Below are 25,955 nucleotides of genomic sequence, written 5' to 3'. Positions count from 1 at the left end.
TGTTTCTGCCGGATATTCAGACCATTGCAAATTTTTTGCGTGCTCGCTTTTTGTTATCGCGATTAAGGGAGGAAAAGTGAAATCCACGTTCTTCTTTACTTTTGGTTGCCCGTCGCGCGATGAGTGGGTTCAATATGCTAATGCCGTTAAAGCTGTTTTGCCAATAAATTGCTTTTACTTCTGATGATGTGTCCTGGCGTGTTATTTTATTCCTATTTCTCTGTGTTTGTATTTTATTTTGGCTGTGGTTTGTTGCAGGTCTTTTTGACCAGGGTTAGGTACGGCCAGTTTTTACTGATAATCGTGTCATTAAAAATCTTCTGCCGCTGTTGAACGCGCTCTTTTGGGAATTGCCGGTATTTCAGGCCTGCAATTCCCTTTATCCAAGCTACTCGATCAGCACAATGGCAAAACCGATTAACGTCGTGCCAACGGCATCATAGGTCGCAATCTGTCCGTTGGAGGCAGAGGAAACAAACGGTGTTCCCTGGCCCGAAGTGCCGAGCACTGCATGTCCATATGGCGTTACAGCCAAAGCATCATCCGGGACACCAATTTCATTAAGCGGAGGTGTTGTTCTGGACTGCGCGACAGGATAATTCCCACTGTTCCAGTCAGTGGTATTCCATTTTCCGTCGCTTCCTAACCATTGAACTGAGAAATTAAATACATAGCCACCTTTATTATTTACGGTGATTTTCTGAACTTGTCTCATGGTATTTTCCTTTAATATTCACTGTGTAATAAAAAGCGTTATTTACCTGTGCGTCGGCATGGGGTTTAATCCTGGCCTTACACTTAATCGTATCAGAGTAATTTATTCCCACAACAAGCCTGGATATTAAATTATTTAATTGCTGAGCTAATCAAAGGATATAAAATGATAATAATTAGGAGTCGCTTAAATCAGGGTGAAATGATGGCTATTTAATTAATTGGAATAATATTAGATGTGGGGATTGCAGATAATTAGTTAGTTGTCATGAGGTTTGCTCGTTATATCACGCTGTTTTTATTTTTTGTGTTTTCCCTGTTTTATTGATTTTTCAAATAGTATCAGGCTGCCCGCCGATCTCTGGGCACTCGCTCAGCCCACGCAAATGGGAGGATAATTATCGATTTTTTATCACCGGAATCTGAAGAAATCCGGGCGCTTTAACCACCCGGATTTTTTTATCAGCGGAACAGGTGCTCGGCGTGGAAGCGCAGGTGATCTTCCACGAAGGTGGCGATGGTGAAGTAGCTGTGATCGTACCCCGGCTGAATGCGCAGCGTCAGCGGCCAGTCGCGCTGGCGCGCCAGCTCGGCCAGCCGCGCCGGCTGCAGCTGATCGGCCAGGAACTGGTCGTCGTCGCCCTGGTCGATAAGCACCGGCATTTTTTCCGCGCCGCTGGCCAGCAGATGGCAGCTGTCGTACTGCAGCCACTGGCTTTCGTCGCTGCCCAGATAGGCGGTGAAGGCCTTACGGCCCCACGGCACCTGGCACGGGTTGACGATCGGCGCGAAGGCCGATACCGAGCGGAAGCGCTGCGGATTGCGAAACGCCATCATCAGCGCGCCGTGGCCGCCCATCGAGTGACCGAAGATCGACTGACGATCGCTGACGCTGAAGTGCTGTTCGATCAGCGCCGGCAGTTCGGCGCTGATGTAGTCGTACATGCGGAAGTGGCGATCCCATGGCGCCTGGGTGGCGTTCAGGTAAAACCCGGCGCCCTGGCCCAGGTCGTAACCTTCGTCGTTCGGCACCTCGTCGCCGCGCGGGCTGGTGTCCGGCATCACCAGCACCAGGCCCAGCTCGGCGGCGATGCGCTGCGCGCCGGCTTTCAACGTGAAGTTCTCGTCGTTGCAGGTCAGCCCCGATAGCCAGTACAGCACCGGCGGCGGGTTGTCATCGCGCGGCGGCGGCAGGTAGATGCTGAATGTCATGTTGCAATTCAGGCTCTGCGCCGCGTGGCGATAACGCTGTTGCCAGCCGCCGAACATGCGGTGCTCTTCGAGAAGTTCCAATGACAGCGTCATCTCTGCCTCCTGGCTTATTTGTCGAAGTGGATGACGGAACGGATCGATTTGCCTTCGTGCATCAAATCGAACGCTTCGTTGATCTGCTCCAGCCCCATGGTGTGGGTGATAAAGTCGTTCAGCGCGAATTCGCCGTCCAGATAGCGCTCGACGATGCCCGGCAGCTGTGAACGGCCCTTGACGCCGCCGAATGCCGAACCGCGCCAGACGCGGCCGGTGACCAGCTGGAACGGCCGGGTCGAGATCTCTTCGCCGGCGCCCGCGACGCCGATGATCACCGATTCGCCCCAGCCCTTGTGGCAGCACTCCAGCGCGGAACGCATCACGTTGACGTTGCCGATGCACTCGAAGGAGAAGTCGACGCCGCCGTCAGTCAGCTCGACGATTACGTCCTGAATCGGCTTGTCATAGTCTTTCGGGTTGATCAGATCGGTGGCGCCCAGCTTGCGCGCCAGATCGAACTTGCTGGTGTTGATGTCGATGCCGATGATGCGGCCTGCGCCGGCCATCTGCGCGCCGATGATCGCCGACAGGCCGATGCCGCCCAGACCGAAGATCGCCACGGTGTCGCCCGGTTGTACTTTGGCGGTGTTCATCACCGCGCCCATGCCGGTGGTGACGCCGCAACCCAGCAGGCACACTTCTTCCAGCGGCGCTTCCTTGTTGATTTTCGCCAGTGAAATCTCCGGCACCACGGTGTATTCGGAGAAGGTGGAGGTGCCCATGTAGTGGAAGATCGGCTTGCCGTCCTTGAAGAAGCGGGTGGTGCCGTCCGGCATCAGCCCTTTGCCCTGGGTGGCGCGGATCGCCTGGCACAGGTTAGTCCTGCCGGATTTACAGAATTTGCACTCGCCGCACTCCGGGGTGTAGAGCGGGATCACGTGGTCGCCGACCGCCACGCTGGTGACGCCTTCACCGACCGCTTCCACCACGCCGCCGCCCTCGTGGCCGAGGATCGCCGGGAACACGCCCTCCGGATCTTTGCCGGACAGGGTGTAGGCGTCGGTGTGACAAACGCCGGTGGCGACGATCCGCACCAGCACTTCGCCTTTTTGCGGTGGCATCAGCTCGACTTCTTCGATCTTCAGCGGCTGGTTCGGGCCCCAGGCAACGGCGGCGCGGGTTTTGATCATCTCCATCATAGTCTCCTCAGTGGTTTTCTTTTAAATCAGACGATATCGATAACGTCTGATAAATCGTTGGGGGTGCTTTCATCAACAGCGGCGGTTTCCGTCTGTTCAATAATCAACTCTTTCAGCGCGCGCACGTTCGGCCCGAACGCGTCGCGGCGCCACAGCAGCCAGGTGGCGGTGTCGGCGACTTCAGGCGGCAGGGTGTGAACTCGAACCCGCTCATGACCCGGCAGCAGGCTGAGCACCGAATGCGGGATCATCGCCAGCCCGGCGCCGCTGGCGACGCAGGCCAGCATGGCGTGATAGGACTGGATCTCCATAATTTGCCCCGGCCGCGCGCCTTCGCGCTTGAACCAGGCCTCCAGCCGCAGGCGATAGGAGCAGCTGGCGCGAAAGGCGAACAGCGTTTCGCCATTGGCGTCTTTGGCGCTGTGGATCTTCGCGTGATCGAGGCAGGAGATCACCACCATATGTTCAGGATAGGCGATGCAGCCGTTCAACTCGTCATAAGGTACCGGGCCATCGACCAGCGCCGCCGCCAGCGTGCCGGCGCGCACCCGATCGGCGATTTCGCCGGAGGTGCCGGTGGTCAGCGACAGCGAAACCTGCGAGAAACGTTGGTGGTAAGCCGCCAGCAGCGAGGGCAGGCGGGTGGCGGCGGTGCTTTCCATCGAGCCGAGGGCGAAGTTGCCCGCCGGTTCACCGGCATGGGTGATGCTCATCGCCTCGTCGCTGAGCGCCAGGATGCGGTTGGCGTAGCACAGAAAGTTATGGCCCATCGGCGACAGGCGCAGGCGCTGTTTTTCGCGGATAAACAGATCGGCGCCCAGCTCCTGCTCAAGCTGGCGCAGCCGGGTGGTCAGGTTCGACGGCACGCGGTGCAGCTGCTCGGCGGCGCGGGCGACCGAGCCGGTTTCCGCTACGCAGCAGAACATGCGAAGCTGGGTCAGATCCATAATATTCTCGTTTCGTGATGAACTTGATAACTATTATTCAGTTTTTGTGAGTTTAATACTGCGGCATGATACTGGCAACTTTCTTTTAACCTTTTGGATACCGGTATGGCTTTACGTATTGCCTTGAGCGGTTTTGCCGCGCTGATCGTCGCGATGGGCATTGGCCGCTTCGCTTTCACTCCCCAGGTGCCGCTGATGATCGCGGAACACCAGTTCAGCCTCACCGGCGCTGGACTGGTGGCGGCGATCAACTATTTGGGCTACCTGTGCGGCGCCTACGACGCGATGCGCGCCACGCGCCACGTCGAGCGGCGCCTGTGGCTGGGCGTATGGGGCGCGATGGCGCTGACGCTGCTGTCGGCGCTGGCGCAGGATGAATGGATGCACGGTGCGCTGCGCTTCGTCATCGGCTGGGCCAGCGGCTGGGCGATGGTGCTGGTGGCGGCCTGGACCAACGAGCGGTTGGCGCACTACGGCCGGCCGGCGCTGAGCGCGGCGGTGTTCGCCGGGCCGGGCGCCGGTATCTTCCTCAGCGGCATGCTGGCGGTGGGCATCAACACGCTGGGGCTGACGGCGGCGCAGGCCTGGCTGGTGTATGGCGGGCTGGCGCTGGTGTTGGTCGGGGGAATTAGCGCCTTTCTGCCGCGCAGCGGCGAGCTGCATCGCCCGGATGTGGCCCCGGAGCCGCTGCTGCTGACGCCGGCGCTCAAACGCCTGGTGTGGAGCTACAGCCTGGCCGGCTTTGGCTACATCCTGCCGGCGACGTTCTTGTCGCAGATGGCGGCCGCGCGCTTTCCCGGTAGCCTGTTCGCGCAGTTCGTCTGGCCGGTGTTCGGCGGCGCGGCGGTGCTGGGGATTGTGATCGGCATTTTGACCCGTCATCGGCTGACCACCCAGACCCGGCTGGCGATCACGCTGTGGATACAGGCGCTGGGCGTGCTGAGCGCCGAAGTGGTGCCGGGTGTGACCGGCCTGGCGTTGGGGGCGTTGCTGACCGGCGGCGGTTTCCTCTGCGTGGTGCAGCTCGCCCTTCAGCACGGCCGTGAACTGGCGCCGCGCCATGCGCGCTACATGGCCGGATTGCTGACCACCGGTTATGCGATCGGCCAACTGGTCGGGCCGATGCTGTCGGCGCTGTCGACCGCCATGACCCATCGGCTGGAGCCGGCGTTGTACGTGGCGGTGGCGGCGCTGTTGGTGGCCGGTGCGTTGGTGATGAATACCCCGGCGCGGCGGTTGGCGCAAAAAACGGCGATGCGCTGATTAAAATCCATACAAAAAGCGTGGAATCCCGCAGCCGGCCTGATTGTGCTAAATGCGAATATTTCACCTGCGGATGAAGCACAATCACTGGATAATCGCCGCGCTCTCATCTACAGTGGGGGCAAAATCTTGACCGGGTTCACGTTATCCATCACGAAAACTCTGCCGTCACGAGAGCAAGCAATTCGCCGGCCGCACGCCCTACCAGGCCGCCGGCGGGTTCCGTCCGCAGGAGAACAAGTACATGACATCATTAAGTAAAGAAGCCGCGCTGGTGCATGCGGCACTGGAAGAGCGTGGTCTGGAGACACCGCTGCGCGGGGAAGTGCTGGATCGCGAAACGCGCAAGCGCCGCATCAAAGAGCACATGACCGAAATCATGCAGCTGCTGAATCTCGATCTGTCCGACGACAGCCTGGCGGAGACGCCGCATCGCATCGCCAAAATGTATGTCGACGAGATCTTCTCCGGGCTGGATTACGCCAACTTCCCGAAAATCACCGTCATCGAGAACAAGATGAAGGTGGATGAGATGGTGACGGTGCGCGATATCACGCTGACCAGCACCTGCGAGCACCACTTCGTAACCATCGACGGCAAGGCCACCGTGGCCTATATCCCGAAAGACTCGGTGATCGGCCTGTCGAAGATCAACCGCATCGTGCAGTTCTTCTCCCAGCGTCCGCAGGTGCAAGAGCGCCTGACCCAGCAGATCCTGGTGGCGCTGCAGACTCTGCTCGGTACCAATAACGTGGCGGTATCGATCGATGCGGTCCATTATTGTGTCAAAGCGCGCGGCATCCGCGACGCGACCAGCGCCACCACGACCACCTCGTTGGGGGGGCTGTTCAAGTCCAGCCAGAACACCCGCCAGGAGTTCCTGCGCGCGGTGCGTCATCACCAGGGGTGATGGCGTTGCGGGGCAACCCGCAAGACGACAACAGGCGCCTGCGGGCGCCTTTTTCATGAGCGGAAGACAGCGATAAAAAATGAACAGTCACCCTCTGCCGCGCATCGCCACGCTGGACTGCGTGCGCGGTATCGCCATCCTCGGCATTTTATTGCTGAACATCAGCGCCTTCGGTTTGCCGAAGGCCGCCTACCTCAACCCGGCCTATCTGGGCATGCCGTCATCGCGCGACGCCTGGACCTGGGCGCTGCTCGATCTCTTCGCCCAGGCCAAGTTCCTGGCGATGTTCGCGCTGTTGTTCGGCGCCGGGCTGCACATGCTGCTGCGGCGCGGCAAAAGCTGGATCCGCGCGCGGCTGTCGTGGCTGGTGCTGTTCGGCCTTGCCCACGCCATCTTCCTGTGGGACGGCGATATTCTGCTGGACTACGGGCTGATCGGCCTGGTGTGCTGGCGTATGATCCGCGAGGCCAAAGAAACTTTCCAGCTGCTGAAAACCGGCGTGGTGCTCTACATGATCGGCGTGGCGGTGCTGCTGCTGCTTGGCTTCGTCTCGCACGGTGAGCCGGGCAGCTTCTGGCAGCCGGGCGTGGCGGAGCTGCAGTACGAGAAGTTCTGGAAGCTGCAGGGCGGTTTCGAAGCCTGGCGCAGCCGCACCGATCTGCTCTCGTCCAGCCTGCTGGCCATCGGCGCGCAGTATGGCTGGGAACTGGCGGGTCTGATGCTGTTCGGCGCCGGGCTGATGCGCAGCGGCTGGCTGCGCGGCAGTTATTCCTCAGGCTATTACCTGCGGCAGGCGGCGTGGCTGCTGCCGCTTTCGGTGCTGATTCAACTGCCGGCGGTGGCGCTGCAATGGCAGGTCCATTGGGATTATCGCTGGAGCGGTTTCCTGCTGCAGGTACCGCGTGAGCTGGGCGCCCCGCTGCAGGCGATGGGCTATCTGGCGCTGTGTTACGGTTTCTGGCCCACGCTGTCGCGCATGCGCATCGCCCACTGGTTGACCCTGGTGGGGCGTATGGCGTTGAGCAACTACCTGCTGCAAACGCTGATCTGCACCACGTTGTTTTATCGCTTTGGCCTCTATGAGCAGTTCGACCGGCTGCAGCTGTTGGCGTTCGTGCCGCTGGTCTGGCTGGCCAACCTGGCGTTTTCCGCACTGTGGCTGCGTTACTTCGAACAGGGGCCGATGGAGTGGCTGTGGCGCAAGCTGACGCAGCTGGCCGCCGGCGAAGCGGAACCCAAAGCGCTGAAGTGAGCGTCTGCCGGCAGGTTAAAAAAATGTATGTAAACGTTTTCTTTCCTGTGACGTAATTCACGCGAGCAGCGAGCCAATCGGGGTAGGATAGCGCCACCGGCCACTACCCCGATTTCAGGATCCCGCATGCCTCCAGTTCATCCGATCACCATTCGCGACGTGGCGAAACGCGCCGGGGTTTCCGTGGCGACCGTCTCCCGCGTGCTGAACCACAGCGCGCTGACCAGCAAGGAGACGCGCGAGCAGGTGTTGCAGGCGGTGGCGGAACTGGGCTACCGGCCCAATGCCAACGCGCAGGCGCTGGCGACCCAAAGCAGCGATACCCTGGGCGTGGTGGTGATGGACGTCTCCGATCCGTTCTTCGGTGCGCTGGTGAAAGCGGTAGACACGGTGGCGCAGAAACACCACAAGTATCTGCTGATCGGCAACAGCTATCATCAGGCGGACAAAGAGCGCCACGCGATCGAAGTGCTGATCCGCCAGCGCTGTAATGCCCTGATTGTTCATGCCAAAGCCCTGAGCGACGCCGAGCTGATCGGCTTTCTGGAGCAGGTGCCGGGCATGGTGCTGATCAACCGGATTATCCCCGGCTATGAGCCGCGCTGCGTCGGGCTGGATAACGTCTGCGGCGCGGAAATGGCGATGCGTCTTTTGCTGTCGCAGGGCCATAGGCGCATCGGCTATCTGGGCTCCAATCACCCGATCGAAGACGGGCCGCTGCGCCAGCAGGGCTATGCGCAGGCGATGGCCGCCGCCGGGCTGGCCACATCGGACAACTGGCGCGCCTACGGTTCGCCGGATCTGCAGGGCGGCGAGGCGGCGATGGTGGAACTGTTGGGGCGTAACCTACAGCTGAGCGCGGTGTTCGCCTACAACGACGCCATGGCCGCCGGCGCCATGGCGGTGCTGAAAGAAAACGGTATCACGGTGCCGCAGCATTTCTCGCTGATCGGCTTCGACGACATTCCCATTGCGCGTTACACCAGCCCCAAACTCACCACGGTGCGCTACCCGATCGTCTCGATGGCCACGCTGGCCACCGAGCTGGCATTGCAGGGCGCAGCAGGCCTGGCGGAGCCGCAGGCCGCTCATCTGTTCATGCCGACGCTGGTGCGGCGCCATTCTGTCGCCCCCTGGCAAAGTGAGGTGACGGTCACTCTCTGACGATTTAATCTTGTGTAACCGTTTTCAATCTGTGAGAAAATTCACAGAATATTAACATCACGCCGTCTATGCTCTAGGCGTTTTCCGGCGCAAAGGCCCTTGCCGCTGCAACCTTTATCTCGCGCTGACACAGCATTTCTCGGAAATAACAAGATCCACGGACGACAGGTGTTGAGTGGAAATCGCCTGGCCTGGGGTGTGCGCACTGCCGGTGACCATTGGCTCAAAGACGAGTAATACCCTACACAGAACCGGAGACTGACAATGAATAAGAAGGTTTTCACCCTGGCCGCCATGGCCGCAGCCATGATGTTTGGCGCCGCAGCCCATGCTGATACCCGTATTGGCGTCACGATTTACAAATACGACGACAACTTTATGTCGGTGGTGCGCAAGGCGATTGAGAAAGACGCTAAAGCCTCCCCGGACGTTACCCTGCTGATGAATGACTCGCAGAACGACCAGTCCAAACAGAACGATCAGATCGACGTGCTGCTGGCCAAGGGCGTGAAAGCGCTGGCGATCAACCTGGTCGATCCGGCCGCGGCGCCGGTGGTTATCGATAAGGCGCGCGCAAACGATATCCCTGTGGTGTTCTACAACAAAGAACCTTCCCGCAAGGCGCTGGACAGCTACGACAAGGCGTATTACGTCGGCACCGACTCCAAAGAGTCCGGCGTGATCCAGGGCGAGCTGATCGCCAAACACTGGAAAGCCAACCCGGCCTGGGACCTGAACAAAGACGGCCAGATCCAGTACGTGCTGCTGAAGGGCGAACCGGGCCACCCGGATGCCGAAGCGCGCACCACCTACGTGGTGAAAACGCTGAATGAAAAGGGTATCAAGACCCAGCAGCTGCAGATGGATACCGCGATGTGGGATACCGCGCAGGCGAAAGACAAGATGGACGCCTGGCTCTCCGGCCCGAATGCCAACAAGATTGAAGTGGTGATCGCCAACAACGACGCCATGGCGATGGGCGCGGTGGAAGCGCTGAAAGCGCACAACAAGACCAGTATCCCGGTGTTTGGCGTCGATGCGTTGCCTGAAGCGCTGGCGCTGGTGAAATCCGGCGCGATGGCGGGCACGGTGCTGAACGATGCCGACAACCAGGCGAAAGCCACCTTCGAGCTGGCGAAAAACCTGGCGGCGGGCAAACCGGCCACCGAAGGCACCCAATATAAAGTCGAAAATAAAGTCGTGCGTATTCCTTACGTCGGCGTAGATAAAGACAACCTGTCTCAGTTTGTTAAATAAGAATTGAGATCCCGCTAAGACCCCGCCGGCGGCGCCAACACCAGGAATACCGCCGGCGGGGATGTTTACGACTGCAAGATCGTTAAGCCAGGTGTATTTATGGCCGATAGCTCACGCGAATTTTTGCTGGAAATGACGGATATCTGTAAGTCGTTTCCCGGCGTCAAAGCCTTGGACAATGTCAATTTACGCGTCCGTCCGCACTCTATTCACGCCCTGATGGGGGAGAACGGCGCGGGGAAATCGACGTTGCTGAAATGCCTGTTCGGCATTTACAAAAAAGACAGCGGCAGCATTGTGTTTCAGGGCCGGGAAATCGATTTCAAGAGCTCGAAGGAAGCGCTGGAACACGGCGTATCCATGGTGCATCAGGAGCTGAACCTGGTGCTGCAACGCACCGTGATGGACAACATGTGGCTGGGGCGTTACCCGACCAAAGGCCTGTTCGTCGATCAGGAAAAAATGCTCAAAGACACCCAGGCGATCTTCGACGAGCTGGATATCGACATCAACCCGCGCGAAAAGGTGGGCAACCTGTCGGTGTCGCAGATGCAGATGATCGAAATCGCCAAGGCGTTCTCCTACGACGCCAAAATCGTCATCATGGATGAACCGACCTCTTCGCTGACGGAAAAAGAGGTCAATCACCTGTTCACCATCATCCGCAAGCTGAAAGAGCGCGGCTGCGGCATCGTCTATATCTCGCACAAGATGGAAGAGATCTTCCAGCTGTGCGACGAGATAACGGTGCTGCGCGATGGTCAGTGGATCGCCACCCAGCCGCTGGAAGGGCTGGATATGGACAAGATCATCGCCATGATGGTCGGCCGCTCGCTGAGCCAGCGTTTCCCCGACAGGCAAAACACGCCGGGCGAAGTGATCCTTGAGGTGAAGAACCTGACGTCGCTGCGCCAGCCCTCGATCCGCGATGTGTCCTTCGATCTGCATCAGGGCGAGATCCTCGGCATCGCCGGGCTGGTGGGCGCCAAACGCACCGATATCGTCGAGACGCTGTTCGGCATTCGCGAAAAGGTGGCGGGCACTATCAAGCTGCACGGTAAAGCGATCGATAACCACAGCGCCAACGAAGCAATCAACCACGGTTTTGCGTTGGTGACCGAAGAGCGCCGATCCACCGGGATTTATGCTTACCTCGACGTGGGCTTCAACTCGCTGATCTCCAATATCCGCAACTATAAAAACAAGCTCGGCCTGCTGGATAACGCGCGGATGAAGAGCGACACCCAGTGGGTGATCGACGCCATGCGGGTGAAAACGCCGGGGCATCACACCCATATCGGCTCGCTGTCCGGCGGCAATCAGCAGAAGGTGATCATCGGCCGCTGGCTGCTGACGCAGCCGGAGATCCTGATGCTGGATGAACCGACGCGCGGCATCGACGTGGGCGCCAAGTTCGAGATTTATCAGCTGATGACCGAACTGGCGAAGAAGGGCAAGGGGATCATTATCGTCTCGTCCGAAATGCCGGAGCTTTTGGGGATCACCGACCGTATTTTGGTGATGAGCAATGGTCAGGTTGCGGGCATCGTTAATACCAAACAGACCTCGCAAAATGAAATCTTACGTCTCGCCTCCCTGCACCTTTAAGGATCGGAATTATGAACGCGCTAAATAAAAAAACCTTATTTACCTATTTCAAGGAAGGCGGCATTTACGTGGTGTTGCTGGTGCTGTTGGCCATCATCATCATTCAGGATCCTACCTTCCTCAGCCTGATGAACTTGAGCAACATCCTGACACAGTCTTCGGTGCGCATCATCATCGCGCTGGGCGTGGCGGGGCTGATCGTGACTCAGGGCACCGACCTGTCCGCCGGGCGGCAGGTGGGGCTGGCGGCAGTGGTGGCGGCCACGCTGCTGCAATCGATGGATAACGTCAACAAGGTATTCCCGCACATGGAAACCTGGTCGATTCCCCTGGTCATCTTGCTGGTGTGTGCGGTCGGCGCGGTGATCGGTCTGGTTAACGGCCTGATTATCGCCTATCTCAACGTAACGCCCTTCATCACCACCTTGGGCACCATGATCATCGTCTACGGCATCAACTCGCTGTATTACGATTCGGTCGGCGCTTCGCCGGTCGCGGGTTTCGATCCGAAGTTTTCCACCTTTGCCCAGGGCTTCTTGCGCTTCGGCGACTTTAAGCTGTCGTACATTACCTTCTATGCGCTGATCGCCATCATATTCGTCTGGATCCTGTGGACCAAGACCCGCTTCGGCAAGAACATCTTCGCCATCGGCGGCAACCCGGAAGCGGCCAAGGTGTCCGGCATCAACGTGCCGCTGAACCTGATCATGATCTATGCGCTGTCCGGCGTGTTCTACGCCTTCGGCGGCTTGCTGGAAGCGGGGCGCATCGGCAGCGCCACCAACAACCTTGGCTTTATGTATGAGCTGGACGCCATCGCCGCCTGCGTGGTGGGGGGCGTCTCCTTCGCCGGCGGGGTGGGTACGGTGTGGGGCGTGGTGACCGGGGTGATCATCTTTACCGTCATCAACTACGGCCTGACTTATATCGGTATCAACCCGTACTGGCAGTACATCATCAAGGGCAGCATCATCATCTTCGCCGTGGCGCTGGACTCGTTGAAATACGCCAAGAAGAAGTAGATTTCCCGCAGCACAGACAACAAGGCCGGCCTATTTTGCCGGCCTTTCTTTTTGGGGGTTTGCCGCGTCAGGGCTGTTTGGCTTTCTGCTTCTCTTCTTTCAGCTTGTGCTCCAGCTCCACCAGCTGTTCCGGTGACACGGCGGGATAGCCCTGGGCGTCTTCCGGCACGGTGTGCATGGCGGAGATCGGGATCAGCGGGCCAAGGAAGCGCGGCTCGCGCTTGAGGATGTACAGATCGGTCAGCGCGCCCAGACGGGCGAAAATCTCGCGGACCCGCACCGTCATCATGTCTTTCGGCGACGGCACCGCATAGCACTGCGCCTGAATGCCCATGTGCAGGGCGATGAACAGCGCCCGTTCGCAGTGGAAGCGCTGGGTGATGATGATGAAGTCGTTGGTGTCGAATACCTTGCGGGTGCGCACGATGGAATCCAGGGTGCGGAAGCCGGCGTAATCCAGCACGATATCGCTCGGCGCCACGCCGGCGGCGATCAGATCGCGGCGCATGGTCATCGGTTCGTTGTAGCTTTGCTGGGCGTTGTCGCCGCTCAGCAGCAGGTATTTCACCTTGCCGCTGTTATAGGCGTTGATCGCCCCCTGAATGCGGTAACGGTAGTACTGGTTGATCACCCCGGTGCGGTAATACTTGGCCGTGCCGAGCACCACGCCAACCTGGCGGTGCGGCAGCTCCTGCAGTTCGTCGTAGACGTAAGGCGCGGTTTTCCAGCTGATCCAGCGATCGAGCGCAATAGCCGAACCCATCAACACCGCAATGATGATGAACAGGCTGATGATCAGGCGTTTCCACATGTTGTTGCCTTACGCGCGCCGGGCTGAAAAAGATGGATCAAGGCTACTTTACCTGACCGATCGACGCAAGACGCGAACCGCCTGAAGCACGCGCAACGCCGCATTTTTAGGCGGTTTTGCCGCACAAAAAAGCCCGGCGGAGCCGGGCTGGGTCATTTCAGCGCGTCAATCAGAACGAGGTGCGCTTGTAGCTGCGGTACTGCGGCCGCCAGAAGTTGTGCTCGATGGCTTTCGACAGCGCGTCTTCGGAGGTGACGATTGCCACGCCCTGCAGCTGCGCCGCTTTACCCACTTCCATGGCGATGCACTTCGACACGCCCTGAATATCGTCGATATTCGGCAGCAGTGCGCCGTGACCGTCGGTGGCCAGCGGCGAACAGTCCGCCAGCGCGCGGCTGGCGGCCATCAGCATGGCGTCGGTGACGCGGGTGGCGCCGGAGGCCAGCACGCCGAGGCCAATCCCCGGGAAGATGTAGGAGTTGTTGCACTGGGCGATCGGATACAGCTGCTCTTTATAGCTCACCGGTGCGAACGGGCTGCCGGTCGCCACCAGGGCGGCGCCGTCGGTCCAGTTGATGATGTCTTCCGGACGGGCTTCCACGCGCGAAGTCGGGTTGGACAGCGGCATCACGATAGGGCGTTCGCAGTGCTTGTGCATTTCGCGGATCAGCTCTTCGGTAAACAGCCCCGGCTGGCCGGACACCCCGATCAGAATGGTCGGCTTGGCGTTGCGCACCACGTCCAGCAGCGAGATGGCGTCGCTAGCGGTTTTCCAACCGGTCAGGTTGTCGCTCTTCTGTACCAGCTTGCTCTGGAAATCGAGCAGGTTAGGCAGTTTGTCGGTCAGCAGGCCGAAACGGTCGACCATGAATACGCGGGCGCGCGCTTCGTCTTCGCTCAACCCTTCGGACTTCATCTGCGCGATGATCTGCTCGGCGATGCCACAGCCGGCGGAACCGGCACCGAGGAAGGTGACGGTCTGATCGCGCAGCTGGCTGCCGGCGGCGCGGCTGGCGGCGATCAGGCTGCCGAGGGTCACCGCGGCGGTGCCCTGAATGTCATCGTTGAAGCAGCAGATCTCGTCGCGATAGCGGTTCAACAATGGGGTGGCGTTGTTCTGCGCGAAGTCTTCGAACTGCAGCAGAACGTTCGGCCAGCGGCGTTTGACCGCCTGAATAAACTCTTCGACGAAGGCGTGGTACTCCTCGCCGGAAATGCGCGGATGGCGCCAGCCCATGTACAGCGGATCGTTGAGGCGCTGCGGGTTGTTGGTGCCGACGTCCAGCACCACCGGCAGGGTGTAGGCCGGGCTGATGCCGCCGCAGGCGGTGTACAGCGACAGCTTGCCGATGGGGATACCCATGCCGCCGATGCCCTGGTCACCCAGGCCGAGGATACGCTCGCCGTCGGTGACAACGATCACTTTGACGTTCTGCTTGGTGGCGTTTTGCAGCATGTCATCGATGCGATCGCGGTTCGGGTAGGAAATGAACAGCCCGCGCGCGCGGCGATAGATATCGGAGAAGTGTTCGCAGGCCTCGCCGACGGTCGGGGTGTAGATGATCGGCATCATCTCGCTCAGGTGCGAGTCCAGCAAGCGATAGAACAGGGTTTCGTTGGTGTCCTGAATGTTGCGCAGATAGATGTGCTTGTCGTTATCGTTCTTGAAATCCTGGTACTGGCGGTAGGCGCGTTCCACCTGTTCTTCGATGGTTTCCACCGCTTCCGGCAGCAGGCCGTGCAGGTTGAAGTGGCTACGTTCTTCCTCGGTGAAAGCGCTGCCTTTGTTCAGCAGCGGAAATTCCAGCAGAATCGGGCCGGCGTAAGGGATGTAGAGCGGGCGTTTGCTTTCGTATTCTAGTTCCATCAGTTTTACTCTTCACGTATCAGATAACTTTATTGCCGACGATCCTAAGAGATAAAGAGAAGATGTACAGCATTTGTTGCCAGATGATGAACCAGGTTGGCGTAATTATCGACAATCAAATGATTTTTTAACTAAAGAAAGTTTCTCTGGCGGCGTTGGGGCATTGTATTTGGCGGGCGGGGCTGTTAACGGCGGAACCGGATGGCCCCGCCGTGGTGCGCTTAGAAAGCGGCGCGGCTGACGTTCTGGCAGCCCAGCGACGCCAGGGTCGCGCGGGTGGCGTCCCACTGGCTGACGATCGCGTCCTGCGGTTCGGCCAGCACGGCGCGGCGGATGTTCAGGCAATCGCCACCGGAGAGGTTCAGCAAGATCAGCGCGGCCTGCAGCGGCGGCAGGCTAGGGTTGAAGGCGGCGTTTTCCGCATAGCGGCCGGCATAGATAATGCCGTCTGTCGTTTCCAGCGCCACGCCGCTGTGGGCGTTGCTGTAAGGCGCGTGACTCCGGTTGGCCGCCGCCAGCGCCGCCTGCGTCAGCGCATCGTTCAGCGCCAGCTGGTGGCCGTGATTGACTTCATCCATCAGCAGCGAAGCGACATCCAGATCTTTCGGGCCGAAGGCGTCCGGCAGATAGTCCGCCAGCGTGGCCGGCGCGCGGCCCGGCAAACGGATTTGCAGCTCGCCGCCGCTGTTCAGCTCATTCATAAACTGGCGGCAGTGGCCGCACGGCGTGTAGTTGACGGTGACCGAGGCCAGCGCTTTTTCGCCGCGCAGCCAGGCGTGCGTCACCGCACTTTGTTCCGCATGCACGGATTGCTGCAGCGGCGCGCCGCTGAATTCCATATTGGCGCCAAAATAGAGGTTGCCGCTTTGCCCGCGTGCGATGGCGCCGACGTGGAAGTGTGATATTGGGGTTAACGAGCAGGCCGCCGCCAGCGGCAGCAGCGCGAATGCCAGCGCGTCATCGTCCAACTCGCAGCCTGAGCGGATCGCCGCCGCTTGCTCGGCCGTGAACATTGCCGGGAAGTCAGGCGCGTCCAGATAGGGCAGCAGGGCGGATTGCAGTGTCGCGGGCAGTGCGCTGAAAGCGGTGTGAAAACGCGGATGCATAGAAGGTCTCTCTACAGGTTAACGGGATGACATTCTAGGCAGGCCAGAGACATTAAATTGTGACTTATGTCTCTTAATTGATGAAATTAATGCAATGAGATACATAAATGCGAGATGTATCGCAAGTTTCACCCTGTTCAACCGAACAGGTGCAGCAGCACCGGGAACAGGAAAGGTGCCAGCAGCGAGGTGATGATGCCGCAGATTACCAGCGCCAGCGAGCCGAAAGCGCCTTCCTGGTAGTCCATCTCCGCGCAGCGTGCGGTGCCCAGCGCGTGGGATGCGGTGCCCATCGCCAGGCCACGCGCCGAGTGGGTGGTGATTTTCAGCAGGTTGAACAACGTATGGCCGAACACGGCGCCGAGGATACCGACGAAAATGACGCAGACCGCGCTGATCGCCGGAATACCGCCGAGCGAGTCCGCGACGGCCATGGCGATTGGCGTAGTGACCGATTTCGGCAGGATAGAGGCGGCGATTTCCGGCGTGGCGCCCAGCCACAGGGCGATGGCGCCGCCGCTGATCATGGCGGTCAGGCTGCCGATGAAGCACACCGCGATAATCGACTTCCAGCGCGCGCGGATCTGGTGCAGCTGTTCATACAGCGGGAAGGCCAGCGCGACGACCGCCGGCTGCAGCAGATCGTTGAGGATTTTGCTGCCCTGAAAGTAGCGCTCATAGGGGATGCCGGTGAGCAGCAGCAGCGGGATGATCACCGCCATGGAAACCAGCAGCGGATTGAGCAGCGGCATGTTCAGCTTGCGCGCCAGCCAGCGCGCGGCGAAATAGACCGCCAGCGTCAGCGGCAGCGACCACCAGATTTCATGGATCATGGGTTGCCCTCCGTGTCGTCGGGCTTACCGGCGATGCGGCGCTCGCGGTGAAAATAGTGTGAGGTATAGCCGACTACCACCAGCACCATCAGCGTGCTGATGAGGCAAGAGATGACCAGCGGGCCAAGATGCGCGACGATCTGATCGTAGTATTTCATCACCCCGACGCCGATAGGCACGAACAGCAGCACCATATAGCGGATCAGCAAATGGCAGCCGGGTTTAACCCATTTGGCCGGCATAATCTGGGTCGAGAGCAGGGCGAACAGCAGCAGCATGCCGAGAATGCTGCCGGGAATGGCGAACGGCAGCAGCGCCGCCACTGCATTGCCGACGAACAGACACAGGTAGATGAGGAGCAGGGCTCTCAGGTATTTCCAGCACAGTGTGAGCACGTTGGCCATTGTCTTTCCCCGTTTAATTGCTGCATTCATCATACAATTAAACTGTGAGCCATGCCACAGATCGCACCATGAATTATCGCTATGGGTGCCATACCCGATCGGCGGGTTGACAGCCCGCAATGGCTGCCACGCGCGGGTTCAGCGCGTGTCTTCGGCCGCTGCCGCCGCGTGTTCTGCCAGCCGGTGGCCGAGGAAGAAAAACAGCAGGCTGAGCAGTGCGGCGACGATCAGCATCACGAACATCAGCGGCGGCGCGGCATAGCTGAGCAGCACCCCGCACAGCACCGGGTTGATGGCACCGCCCAGCGCGCTGAGGTTCTGTACCCCATAGTAGCTGCCTTTCAGGTGCGGCGGCGCGATAAAGTCGATGAACATGTATTCCACCGGGATCACGATGATTTCGCCGAGGGTAAACACCGCCATCGCCGCCAGCCACAGCCAGACCGCCTGGCCGGCCATCATAAAACCGAGCAGCCCGACGATGAAAAACAGCGTGCCCAGCGCCAGCCAGCGCAGCATGTTTTCCTGACGCATGCCGCGGCTGAGCAGGTATTGCAGAGCGATGACGATGCTGGCGTTGACGATCATCACCAGCCCGATGATTTTGTAGGCGAACTCGGCGCTGGAGACGGTGATCAGGTATTGCGACAGATAGCCGGTGAACTGACCGAACACGACGGCGCCCAGGGTGCTGCCGAGGGTGAAGTAAATCAGCCGCCGATCGCTGCGCAGGATAGTCACCGTCTGGCGGAAGTTGGGGAGCGCTGTGGGGGCGGCGGCTGGCGTTGCGCGCTGTTCCCGACCGCGCAAGCGCAGGCTTAGCGTCGCCACCGTCACCAGCGCCAACCCGCCCGACAGGTAAAACGGCAGCAGCGGGCTAAGCCCGGCCACCAGAACGCCGAGTGCAGAACCGATCGCCCAGCCGACGTTGACCAGCGTGTAGTTGATTGAAAAAGCCTTGATGCGCTGCTCAACCGGCAGCCAGTCGGCGAAGCAGGCTTTAATGGTGATGCTCAGCACCGAATAACAGGTATGCAGGATCGCCAGCACCACGATCACGCCGCCGGGGCGCGGGATCCAGGGAAGGGCGAAGAAGCTCAGCGCAAACAATAAAATCGACAGCAGGATCAGGCGGTTCTTGCTGAATTTGTCCACCAGATAGCCGCCGTACAGGCTGGCAAGGATGCCGAGGGTCAGGCTGACGCCCAGGATCACGCCCACGCTCTTCGGCAGCAGATGGAAATGCTCGGTGAGATAGATGGTAATGAACGGCAGCGTCACGCCGCGGCCGATGGTCAACACCAGCGAACTGGCCAGCAGCGTGTTAATCAGCGAGGGGAATCCCTTCATTCGAAGCCTGTTTATGCATACAGTTATTGGGCAATGCAGATAACATAGCGTATTTTGGCGAGGACGGAAGGGGGAAGCCGAAAATTAGTTTAAAAACAGAGGCTGCGTCGGCAGCCTCGTCAAAAACAGCATTATTTACCGTGTTCGGCCTGCAGCGTGGCGAACCACGGCTGCACGAAGTCGCTGCTGCTGCCCCAGCCGGGGATGATCTTCGCCAGCCCGGCGACGTTGACCGGCCCCGGCTGCGCCAGCAACAGCGCCTGCGGAATGACCGTCGCTTTGAACTGATAGCTGTCCGGCGTACTTTCCCCGGCGATCTTGTTGGCCACCAGGCGCAGGTTGACTGCGCCGATAAGCTTCGGATCCACCGCCACGCTGACCTGCCACGGGCTGCCGGCTTCGCGCATCAGCTGCAAGTCCTGGTTGGAGATATCGATGCTGTACAGTTTGATTTCGGTGCGGCCGTTCTCTTTCAACGCTTTGTAAGCGCCTTGGGTGAAGGCGTCCCAGGTGCCCCAGATGGCGTCTATCTTGCCTTTCGGGTATTTAGCCAGCACCGCGCCCACCTTGTTGGCGGTATCGCCCTGTACGTCGGATGAGACCGCGCCGATCGATTCCAGCTCATGAATGCCCGGATGCTGTTTCAGCAGCTGCTGATAGGCGGCCTGGCGGCGTTCCATCGGCGGGAAGCCGGCCACCCAGAGTTTGATGATGTTGGCCTGGCCGTTGAAATCCTTCACCAGCTGGCCGAAGGAGGCGTTGGCCAGTGAAGCGTCGTCCTGCTGCGAGACGGTAACGCCGGGAATGCTGCCGCTGACGTCGGTATCGAAAGCCGCGACGGCGATGCCGGCCGCCGCGATGCGTTTGACCAGATCGGTGGAATAGGGGGCTCGCCCCTGCGAAAGAATGATGCCGTCATATTTCTGGCTGATAGCCTGGTTGACGAAGTCCTGGAAGCGCGCGTCGGCGCCGTTGCTGAGGAAGGTGTCCACCTTGAAGCCCAGCTTGCGCCCTTCCTGAATGGCGCCCGCTAAAAATTGCGTGGTGTTGTCGTCGGATCCGAGGTTACGGATCACCGCGATACGCACCGGCCCCTGATGCTGAGCGATGGCGGCCGGCACGGCGGCGTTTTCCGCCGCCTGCAGCGGCAGGGCGGCCAGCAGGCTGAGGGCGAGCAGCGAAGTCTTGAAGTTTTTCATTATTATAGGCTCCAAAAAAGCAGGGAAACGATCCCGGTGAAGGTCTGTTATAGCAGTCTTTCTGTCTGGACGTCTATTTGTTGTTGCGGAGCATCATAGCGAGATGCGGCGGGCGAGGGAATCAGAGCGGTTATGACTTTTTCTTACTGCTTATAACGCCGGGTTTGAGGCATTAAAAAAGGGCCGAGCAAGCTCGACCCTCGATGTGACACGCCGGCGCAGTTACTTGACCTGCATGCCAGGCTGCGCGCCGCTATCCGGGCTCAGCAGGAAGATTTCTTTCCCGCCAGGGCCCGCCGCCATCACCATGCCTTCCGAAACGCCGAAACGCATTTTGCGCGGCGCCAGGTTGGCGACCATGATGGTCAGTCGGCCTTCCAGCGCTTTCGGATCCGGGTAAGCGGAGCGAATGCCGGAGAAGATCTGGCGCGATTCGCCGCCCAGATCCAGCTGCAGTTTCAGCAGCTTGTCGGAGCCTTCGACAAAGTCGGCGCTTTTTATCAGGGCGATGCGCATGTCTACCTTGGCGAAGTCGTCGAAGGTGATGGTTTCCTGAATAGGATCATCGGCCAATGGACCGGTCACCGGCTTGGCGGCGGCCATGTCTTCCTTCGAGGCGTTGACCATTTCGCTGACCTTGTCCAGATCGATGCGGTTGAACAGCGCTTTGAATGCGTTCACCTGGTGGCCCAGCAGCGGTTGCGGGATCGCGTCCCAGCTCAGCTCGGCGTTGAGGAACGCTTCGGCGCGTTCGGTCAGCGAAGGCAGCACCGGCTTCAGGTAAGTCATCAGCACACGGAACAGGTTGATGCCCATCGAGCAGATGGCCTGCAGGTCGGCATCGCGGCCTTCTTCCTTCGCCACCACCCACGGTGCCTGCTCATCCACGTAACGGTTGGCCAAATCGGCCAGCGCCATGATTTCGCGGATCGCGCGGCTGAACTCGCGGCCGGCGTAAGCTTCGGCGATGCTCTGCGCCGCGTCGACGAAGGTCTGGTACAGCGCCGGATCGGCCAGGCTGTCGGCCAGCTTGCCGCCGAAGCGTTTGTTGATAAAGCCGGCGTTGCGCGACGCCAGGTTCACCACCTTGTTGACGATGTCGGCGTTTACGCGCTGCACGAAGTCTTCCAGGTTGAGATCGATGTCATCAATGCGTGAAGAGAGCTTGGCGGCGTAGTAATAGCGCAGGCAGTCGGCATCCAGATGCTGCAGGTAGGTGCCGGCCTTGATGAAGGTGCCGCGCGACTTGGACATTTTAGCGCCGTTCACCGTCACGTAGCCGTGCACGAACAGGTTGGTCGGTTTGCGGAAGTTGCTGCCTTCCAGCATCGCCGGCCAGAACAGGCTGTGGAAGTAGACGATGTCCTTACCGATGAAGTGATACAGCTCGGTGGTGGAGTCTTTGCGCCAGAATTCGTCGAAGTCCAGATCGCCGCGCTTGTCGCACAGGTTCTTGAAGGAGCCCATGTAGCCGATCGGCGCGTCCAGCCAGACGTAGAAGTACTTGCCCGGCGCATCCGGGATCTCGAAGCCGAAGTAAGGCGCATCGCGGGAGATGTCCCACTGCTGCAGGCCGGATTCGAACCACTCCTGCATCTTGTTCGCCACCTGCTCTTGCAGCGCGCCGGAGCGCGTCCACGCCTGCAGCATTTCGCTGAAGGCCGGCAGGTCGAAGAAGAAGTGTTCGGAGTCGCGCATCACCGGCGTCGCGCCTGAAACCACGGACTTCGGATCGATCAGTTCCGTCGGGCTGTAGGTGGCGCCGCACACTTCGCAGTTGTCGCCGTACTGATCCGGTGATTTGCATTTCGGGCAGGTGCCCTTCACGAAACGGTCCGGCAGGAACATGCCTTTCTCCGGATCGTACAGCTGGGAAATGGTGCGGTTCTTGATAAAACCGTTTTCTTTCAGGCGGCTATAAATCAGGGTGGACAGCTCACGGTTTTCATCGCTATGGGTCGAATGGTAGTTGTCATAGCTGATGCCAAAGCCGGCGAAATCCTGTTGGTGCTCCTGGCTCATCTCCGCGATCATTTCTTCCGGTTTCACGCCCAGTTGCTGCGCTTTCAGCATGATCGGCGTGCCGTGCGCGTCGTCCGCGCAGATGAAATGCACTTCGTGGCCGCGCATTCGTTGGTAACGCACCCAGATATCCGCCTGGATGTGCTCGAGCATGTGGCCGAGATGGATGGAACCATTTGCGTACGGTAGCGCGCACGTCACCAATAATTTTTTCGCGACTTGAGCCATAGTGAGAACTTGCTTTCTGTAATGAATAAAAGGGCCTTCGATGTTAACCGATCGCGCCCTTCGCTGCTAGGGCGGTTTCTTGCAGGTTATACGCGCCAGCCGCCGGGCAGTTCTGATATGCTTAGCCGGAAGCTACCCATTCAAAATCAAGGAGCCGGGATGAACGCAAAATCCCCTGAGCAGACCAACCCCGAAGTTCTGCGCGCCCTGGTGACCGGTGTACTGGCCGCCTTTGAACACCCGACGTTGAAAAACAACCTGACCGCATTGAAGGCCATTCATCACTGCGCGTTACTGGACGATGTACTGCATATCGAACTGGCGATGCCGTTTGCCTGGCAGAGCGGTTTTGAGGCGCTGCAGGCGAGCGTCGGCCCCGAGCTGTTGCGCGTGACCGGTGCCGCGGCCATCGATTGGAAGCTGAAACACGATATTACGACGCTGAAGCGTGCCAACGGCCAGGCCGGTATCAAAGGCGTGCGCAATATCATTGCCGTCAGCTCCGGCAAAGGCGGGGTGGGGAAATCCACCACCGCCGTCAACCTGGCGCTGGCGTTGGCCGCCGAAGGGGCCAAGGTCGGCATTCTGGACGCCGACATTTACGGCCCGTCGATCCCCAATATGCTGGGCACCGAACATGAGCGGCCGACTTCGCCGGACGGTCAGCATATGGCGCCAATCATGGCGCATGGCCTGGCGACCAACTCCATCGGCTATCTGGTGACCGACGACAATGCCATGGTGTGGCGCGGCCCGATGGCCAGCAAGGCGCTGATGCAGCTGTTGCAGGATACGCTGTGGCCGGATCTGGATTATCTGGTGCTGGACATGCCACCGGGCACCGGCGACATTCAGCTGACGCTGTCGCAGAACATTCCGGTGACCGGCGCGCTGGTGGTTACCACCCCGCAGGATATCGCTTTGCTGGATGCCGCCAAGGGCATCGTGATGTTCGAGAAAGTGCATGTGCCGGTGCTGGGCATCGTGGAGAACATGAGCGTGCACATCTGCAGCAACTGCGGTCACCATGAGCCGATCTTCGGCACCGGCGGCGCCGAGAAGCTGGTGCAGAAATACCACAGCCGTCTGCTGGGGCAGATGCCGCTGCATATCTCGCTGCGCGAAGATCTGGATCGCGGTACGCCGACGGTGATCAGCCGCCCGGACAGCGAATTTGCCGAGATGTATCGCCAGCTCGCCGGCCGCGTGACCGCGCAGATGTATTGGCAGGGCGAGACGATCCCGACGGAGATTGCGTTCCGCGCGCTGTAATCGGCCTATGGCAATGCAAGAACCCGGCTTAAACGCCGGGTTTTTTTATGGGATACGGGCAGGGTTATGCAAATCCGCGCGGGTATAAGGACGTTCGATTTGCGCCAGCGTTTTGGCGATATGTTCCAGCAACCCCTGGGTGGGGGCCGGCTGCCGCTGCCCCATCAGTGCCAGCGGCAAGGCCAGCGCGATGGCCAAGTGTGGCCAGGAAAGGCGTGGACGAGCCTTAGCGCGTTGCAGCCACAGGAACAGGGCGCTGGCCAGGTAGCCTAAAATCAGCCCGCTGATCACCTCGGATACCGAATGAACGCGAATTTCCAGCCGTGACACGCCGATGGTGAAAGGCAATATCCATCCGGTCAGCAGCGCGAGGCTACGCACTGGATGGGAAAAACGGCCGGTCAACGCCCAGAGTAACGGCGGCCAGATGCTGGCGGCGAGGGCCGAATGGCCGCTGAATCCGGTGAAATCATAACTTGCGTTACCAATACCCCAGCCCATAAAGGCCAGTTTGGACAGGCAGACCAGCCCGCCGGTGAATCCGAAGATCAGCGCCCACTGCCAGCCTGCCGCGCGGGTGGTGGAAGACGTGAGCAGCAATAAAAACAGAATCAGCGCGCAGGGCAGCAGCAGCATGCTGTCGCCGAAAAAAGTCAAAAAATACCAATCCAGCACATCAATCTCCGATGAAGGGGCATGGGGGAGCATAAGTCAGCGCAGGAGTGTATCTTGTTAGCGCGCGTTGCCCTAGCCGTGAGATTCTTAAAATACGGCAGTACCGATAAGACGAGATAGCCCGAATTCGCCCGCCGTCGCGCAATATACAGTGGCGCAAACCCTGACGACTCCCTATAATTGTCGCGTTTTAGTTCCCCCCTTCACACTATGAAATCAGGTCTTTAATTTTATGACTGACAATCCGCATCAGTGCGTCATTATTGGTATAGCTGGCGCATCTGCCTCCGGAAAAAGCCTTATTGCCAGCACGTTGTACCGCGAACTCCGCGAGCAGGTCGGCGATGAGCACATCGGCGTTATTCCAGAAGACAGTTACTACAAAGACCAGACTCACCTGACCATGGAAGAACGGGTCAAAACCAACTATGACCACCCGAGCGCCATGGACCACAACCTGCTGTTTCAGCATCTGCAAATGCTGAAGGCCGGCAAGGCGATCGAGCTGCCGCTGTACAGCTACACCGAACACACGCGCAAGAAAGAAACCATCCATCTCGAACCTAAAAAAGTGATCATTCTGGAAGGGATCTTGCTGCTGACGGATATCCGCCTGCGCCAGGAAATGAACTTCTCTATCTTTGTCGATACGCCGCTCGATATCTGCCTGATGCGCCGCATGAAGCGCGACGTCAACGAGCGCGGCCGCTCGATGGATTCGGTGATGGCGCAATACCAGAAGACCGTGCGCCCGATGTTCCTACAGTTTATCGAACCTTCCAAACAATACGCCGATATCATCGTCCCGCGCGGTGGCAAAAACCGCATCGCGATCGATATTCTGAAAGCCAAAATCAGCCAATTCTTTGAATAATGCCGCTTAATGGCCGGAAATGTGTATTTCCGGCCGGTGGCCAACTATTTGCACCCCGGCGTAGACCTTTCGCCCGTTGTGTGGCAATTTTTGTTTAGTTATGCGTTTTGATGGAGAAGAAAGACATGAGACTGTGCGACCGCGATATAGAAGCCTGGCTGGATAGCGAGAAACTGGTGATTTCCCCGCGCCCGCCGCTCGAACGCATCAACGGGGCCACAGTAGATGTCCGTTTGGGCAATCAGTTCCGCGTGTTCAGTGGCCATACCGCGCCTTTTATCGATCTTAGCGGGCCGAAAGACGAAGTCAGCGCCGCGCTGGATCGCGTGATGAGCGACGAGATTGTCCTGCCGGAAGGCGAGGCGTTCTTCCTTCATCCTGGCGAGCTGGCCCTGGCGGTGACGTTCGAATCCGTGACGCTGCCGGACGATCTGGTGGGTTGGCTCGACGGCCGTTCTTCTTTGGCGCGCCTGGGGCTGATGGTGCACGTCACTGCGCACCGTATCGATCCGGGTTGGCACGGCCGCATCGTGCTGGAATTTTACAACTCCGGCAAGCTGCCGCTGGCGCTGCGGCCGGGGATGCTGATCGGAGCCTTGAGCTTTGAGCCATTGTCCGGCCCGGCGGCCCGGCCATACAACAGCCGCCAGGACGCAAAATATCGCGATCAGCAGGGCGCAGTAGCCAGTCGAATCGACAAGGACTAACGGCGCGGAATGCACCGTCGGTG

23 protein-coding genes are annotated in these 25,955 nt (G+C 59.4%); 10 read left to right on the top strand and 13 right to left on the bottom strand.

Going from position 1 to position 25,955, the window contains the following annotated elements; translation table 11 throughout:
• Nucleotides 1-388: 388 nt before the first annotated feature.
• From FUU19_RS07215 to ptrR, 4 genes are all read right to left on the bottom strand, one after another.
• On the bottom strand, nt 389-715 hold the full coding sequence (locus FUU19_RS07215; RefSeq protein WP_074181154.1) for a hypothetical protein: 327 nt from the start codon (nt 713-715) through the stop codon (nt 389-391).
• Between the two features lie 461 nt (nt 716-1,176).
• A complete protein-coding gene (gene fghA, locus FUU19_RS07210; RefSeq protein ID WP_015377214.1) occupies nt 1,177-2,019 on the bottom strand; it encodes an S-formylglutathione hydrolase in 843 nt (280 codons plus the stop codon).
• Nucleotides 2,020-2,033: 14 nt separating this feature from the next.
• A complete protein-coding gene (locus tag FUU19_RS07205; protein WP_230490234.1) occupies nt 2,034-3,158 on the bottom strand; it encodes an S-(hydroxymethyl)glutathione dehydrogenase/class III alcohol dehydrogenase in 1,125 nt (374 codons plus the stop codon).
• Nucleotides 3,159-3,187: 29 nt separating this feature from the next.
• The gene (gene ptrR, locus FUU19_RS07200) at nt 3,188-4,108 is read right to left on the bottom strand and encodes a putrescine utilization regulator PtrR (protein ID WP_141969966.1); all 921 of its coding nucleotides are present in this window, start codon (nt 4,106-4,108) and stop codon (nt 3,188-3,190) included.
• A 105-nt stretch (nt 4,109-4,213) separates the two neighbouring features.
• On the opposite strand from ptrR, the gene FUU19_RS07195 reads away from it, so the two are divergent.
• The 7 genes from FUU19_RS07195 (at nt 4,214) to mglC (ending at nt 12,584) form a co-directional block, all read left to right on the top strand.
• A complete protein-coding gene (locus tag FUU19_RS07195; RefSeq protein WP_141969965.1) occupies nt 4,214-5,371 on the top strand; it encodes a YbfB/YjiJ family MFS transporter in 1,158 nt (385 codons plus the stop codon).
• A gap of 244 nt (nt 5,372-5,615) precedes the next feature.
• Nucleotides 5,616-6,281 (top strand): GTP cyclohydrolase I FolE, encoded by a 666-nt coding sequence (folE, locus tag FUU19_RS07190; protein ID WP_004938969.1) that lies wholly within the window; start codon nt 5,616-5,618, stop codon nt 6,279-6,281.
• 79 nt (nt 6,282-6,360) lie between these two features.
• Entirely contained in the window at nt 6,361-7,533 is a 1,173-nt protein-coding gene (gene yeiB, locus FUU19_RS07185) for a DUF418 domain-containing protein YeiB (protein WP_304622306.1), read from the top strand.
• A gap of 126 nt (nt 7,534-7,659) precedes the next feature.
• Nucleotides 7,660-8,697 carry an HTH-type transcriptional regulator GalS gene (galS, locus tag FUU19_RS07180; RefSeq protein WP_141969962.1) on the top strand — a complete coding sequence of 346 codons (1,038 nt, stop codon included), beginning with the start codon at nt 7,660-7,662 and terminating at the stop codon, nt 8,695-8,697.
• Between the two features lie 264 nt (nt 8,698-8,961).
• Nucleotides 8,962-9,954, top strand: coding sequence for a galactose/glucose ABC transporter substrate-binding protein MglB (mglB, locus tag FUU19_RS07175; RefSeq protein WP_141969960.1), 993 nt, complete (start codon nt 8,962-8,964; stop codon nt 9,952-9,954).
• Nucleotides 9,955-10,053: 99 nt separating this feature from the next.
• Complete coding sequence (mglA, locus tag FUU19_RS07170) at nt 10,054-11,562, top strand: galactose/methyl galactoside ABC transporter ATP-binding protein MglA (RefSeq protein WP_033637724.1); 1,509 nt, start codon at nt 10,054-10,056, stop codon at nt 11,560-11,562.
• 11 nt (nt 11,563-11,573) lie between these two features.
• Nucleotides 11,574-12,584 (top strand): galactose/methyl galactoside ABC transporter permease MglC, encoded by a 1,011-nt coding sequence (gene mglC, locus FUU19_RS07165; RefSeq protein ID WP_230490235.1) that lies wholly within the window; start codon nt 11,574-11,576, stop codon nt 12,582-12,584.
• A gap of 67 nt (nt 12,585-12,651) precedes the next feature.
• Here mglC and sanA read toward each other — a convergent pair whose 3' ends face one another.
• The 8 genes from sanA to metG form a co-directional block, all read right to left on the bottom strand.
• Nucleotides 12,652-13,395 (bottom strand): outer membrane permeability protein SanA, encoded by a 744-nt coding sequence (gene sanA / locus FUU19_RS07160; RefSeq protein ID WP_060432736.1) that lies wholly within the window; start codon nt 13,393-13,395, stop codon nt 12,652-12,654.
• A gap of 169 nt (nt 13,396-13,564) precedes the next feature.
• Complete coding sequence (locus FUU19_RS07155) at nt 13,565-15,262, bottom strand: NAD-dependent malic enzyme (RefSeq protein WP_230490236.1); 1,698 nt, start codon at nt 15,260-15,262, stop codon at nt 13,565-13,567.
• Nucleotides 15,263-15,483: 221 nt separating this feature from the next.
• Entirely contained in the window at nt 15,484-16,368 is an 885-nt protein-coding gene (gene cdd, locus FUU19_RS07150) for a cytidine deaminase (protein WP_202669203.1), read from the bottom strand.
• 137 nt (nt 16,369-16,505) lie between these two features.
• Nucleotides 16,506-17,201 (bottom strand): CidB/LrgB family autolysis modulator, encoded by a 696-nt coding sequence (locus FUU19_RS07145; protein WP_019454415.1) that lies wholly within the window; start codon nt 17,199-17,201, stop codon nt 16,506-16,508.
• Nucleotides 17,198-17,605, bottom strand: coding sequence for a CidA/LrgA family protein (locus FUU19_RS07140; RefSeq protein ID WP_025302154.1), 408 nt, complete (start codon nt 17,603-17,605; stop codon nt 17,198-17,200). The genes FUU19_RS07145 and FUU19_RS07140 overlap by 4 nt, the downstream gene beginning before the upstream one ends.
• Before the next feature lie 138 nt (nt 17,606-17,743).
• Nucleotides 17,744-18,955 (bottom strand): MFS transporter, encoded by a 1,212-nt coding sequence (locus FUU19_RS07135; RefSeq protein WP_141969956.1) that lies wholly within the window; start codon nt 18,953-18,955, stop codon nt 17,744-17,746.
• Between the two features lie 131 nt (nt 18,956-19,086).
• Entirely contained in the window at nt 19,087-20,154 is a 1,068-nt protein-coding gene (locus FUU19_RS07130) for a sugar ABC transporter substrate-binding protein (RefSeq protein WP_230490237.1), read from the bottom strand.
• 222 nt (nt 20,155-20,376) lie between these two features.
• Complete coding sequence (metG, locus tag FUU19_RS07125; RefSeq protein WP_033637732.1) at nt 20,377-22,404, bottom strand: methionine--tRNA ligase; 2,028 nt, start codon at nt 22,402-22,404, stop codon at nt 20,377-20,379.
• 159 nt (nt 22,405-22,563) lie between these two features.
• Here metG and apbC point away from each other — a divergent pair, with 159 nt between their 5' ends.
• Entirely contained in the window at nt 22,564-23,676 is a 1,113-nt protein-coding gene (gene apbC / locus FUU19_RS07120) for an iron-sulfur cluster carrier protein ApbC (RefSeq protein WP_230490238.1), read from the top strand.
• A gap of 45 nt (nt 23,677-23,721) precedes the next feature.
• Here the strand turns inward: apbC and FUU19_RS07115 are convergent, their stop codons facing one another.
• A complete protein-coding gene (locus FUU19_RS07115) occupies nt 23,722-24,351 on the bottom strand; it encodes a phosphatase PAP2 family protein (protein WP_202669206.1) in 630 nt (209 codons plus the stop codon).
• Nucleotides 24,352-24,583: 232 nt separating this feature from the next.
• Here FUU19_RS07115 and udk point away from each other — a divergent pair, with 232 nt between their 5' ends.
• A complete protein-coding gene (udk, locus tag FUU19_RS07110) occupies nt 24,584-25,225 on the top strand; it encodes a uridine kinase (protein WP_141969946.1) in 642 nt (213 codons plus the stop codon).
• Between the two features lie 125 nt (nt 25,226-25,350).
• Nucleotides 25,351-25,932: a dCTP deaminase gene (gene dcd / locus FUU19_RS07105; protein WP_019454407.1), complete on the top strand. Its 582-nt coding sequence runs from the start codon at nt 25,351-25,353 to the stop codon at nt 25,930-25,932.
• Nucleotides 25,933-25,955 lie beyond the last annotated feature (23 nt).

The organism is Serratia montpellierensis (genome assembly GCF_020858655.1).
GTDB classification, from domain to species: domain Bacteria; phylum Pseudomonadota; class Gammaproteobacteria; order Enterobacterales; family Enterobacteriaceae; genus Serratia; species Serratia montpellierensis.
Note: the sequence above shows the minus strand (reverse complement) of the source record. Positions and strands in the feature narration are given on the sequence as shown.

Coding starts and splice junctions, on each gene's coding strand:
- FUU19_RS07215 (WP_074181154.1), bottom strand. CDS start 715: ATGAGACAAGTTCAGAAAATCACCGTAAATAATAAAGGTGGCTATGTA.
- fghA (WP_015377214.1), bottom strand. CDS start 2,019: ATGACGCTGTCATTGGAACTTCTCGAAGAGCACCGCATGTTCGGCGGC.
- FUU19_RS07205 (WP_230490234.1), bottom strand. CDS start 3,158: ATGGAGATGATCAAAACCCGCGCCGCCGTTGCCTGGGGCCCGAACCAG.
- ptrR (WP_141969966.1), bottom strand. CDS start 4,108: ATGGATCTGACCCAGCTTCGCATGTTCTGCTGCGTAGCGGAAACCGGC.
- FUU19_RS07195 (WP_141969965.1), top strand. CDS start 4,214: ATGGCTTTACGTATTGCCTTGAGCGGTTTTGCCGCGCTGATCGTCGCG.
- folE (WP_004938969.1), top strand. CDS start 5,616: ATGACATCATTAAGTAAAGAAGCCGCGCTGGTGCATGCGGCACTGGAA.
- yeiB (WP_304622306.1), top strand. CDS start 6,361: ATGAACAGTCACCCTCTGCCGCGCATCGCCACGCTGGACTGCGTGCGC.
- galS (WP_141969962.1), top strand. CDS start 7,660: ATGCCTCCAGTTCATCCGATCACCATTCGCGACGTGGCGAAACGCGCC.
- mglB (WP_141969960.1), top strand. CDS start 8,962: ATGAATAAGAAGGTTTTCACCCTGGCCGCCATGGCCGCAGCCATGATG.
- mglA (WP_033637724.1), top strand. CDS start 10,054: ATGGCCGATAGCTCACGCGAATTTTTGCTGGAAATGACGGATATCTGT.
- mglC (WP_230490235.1), top strand. CDS start 11,574: ATGAACGCGCTAAATAAAAAAACCTTATTTACCTATTTCAAGGAAGGC.
- sanA (WP_060432736.1), bottom strand. CDS start 13,395: ATGTGGAAACGCCTGATCATCAGCCTGTTCATCATCATTGCGGTGTTG.
- FUU19_RS07155 (WP_230490236.1), bottom strand. CDS start 15,262: ATGGAACTAGAATACGAAAGCAAACGCCCGCTCTACATCCCTTACGCC.
- cdd (WP_202669203.1), bottom strand. CDS start 16,368: ATGCATCCGCGTTTTCACACCGCTTTCAGCGCACTGCCCGCGACACTG.
- FUU19_RS07145 (WP_019454415.1), bottom strand. CDS start 17,201: ATGATCCATGAAATCTGGTGGTCGCTGCCGCTGACGCTGGCGGTCTAT.
- FUU19_RS07140 (WP_025302154.1), bottom strand. CDS start 17,605: ATGGCCAACGTGCTCACACTGTGCTGGAAATACCTGAGAGCCCTGCTC.
- FUU19_RS07135 (WP_141969956.1), bottom strand. CDS start 18,955: ATGAAGGGATTCCCCTCGCTGATTAACACGCTGCTGGCCAGTTCGCTG.
- FUU19_RS07130 (WP_230490237.1), bottom strand. CDS start 20,154: ATGAAAAACTTCAAGACTTCGCTGCTCGCCCTCAGCCTGCTGGCCGCC.
- metG (WP_033637732.1), bottom strand. CDS start 22,404: ATGGCTCAAGTCGCGAAAAAATTATTGGTGACGTGCGCGCTACCGTAC.
- apbC (WP_230490238.1), top strand. CDS start 22,564: ATGAACGCAAAATCCCCTGAGCAGACCAACCCCGAAGTTCTGCGCGCC.
- udk (WP_141969946.1), top strand. CDS start 24,584: ATGACTGACAATCCGCATCAGTGCGTCATTATTGGTATAGCTGGCGCA.
- dcd (WP_019454407.1), top strand. CDS start 25,351: ATGAGACTGTGCGACCGCGATATAGAAGCCTGGCTGGATAGCGAGAAA.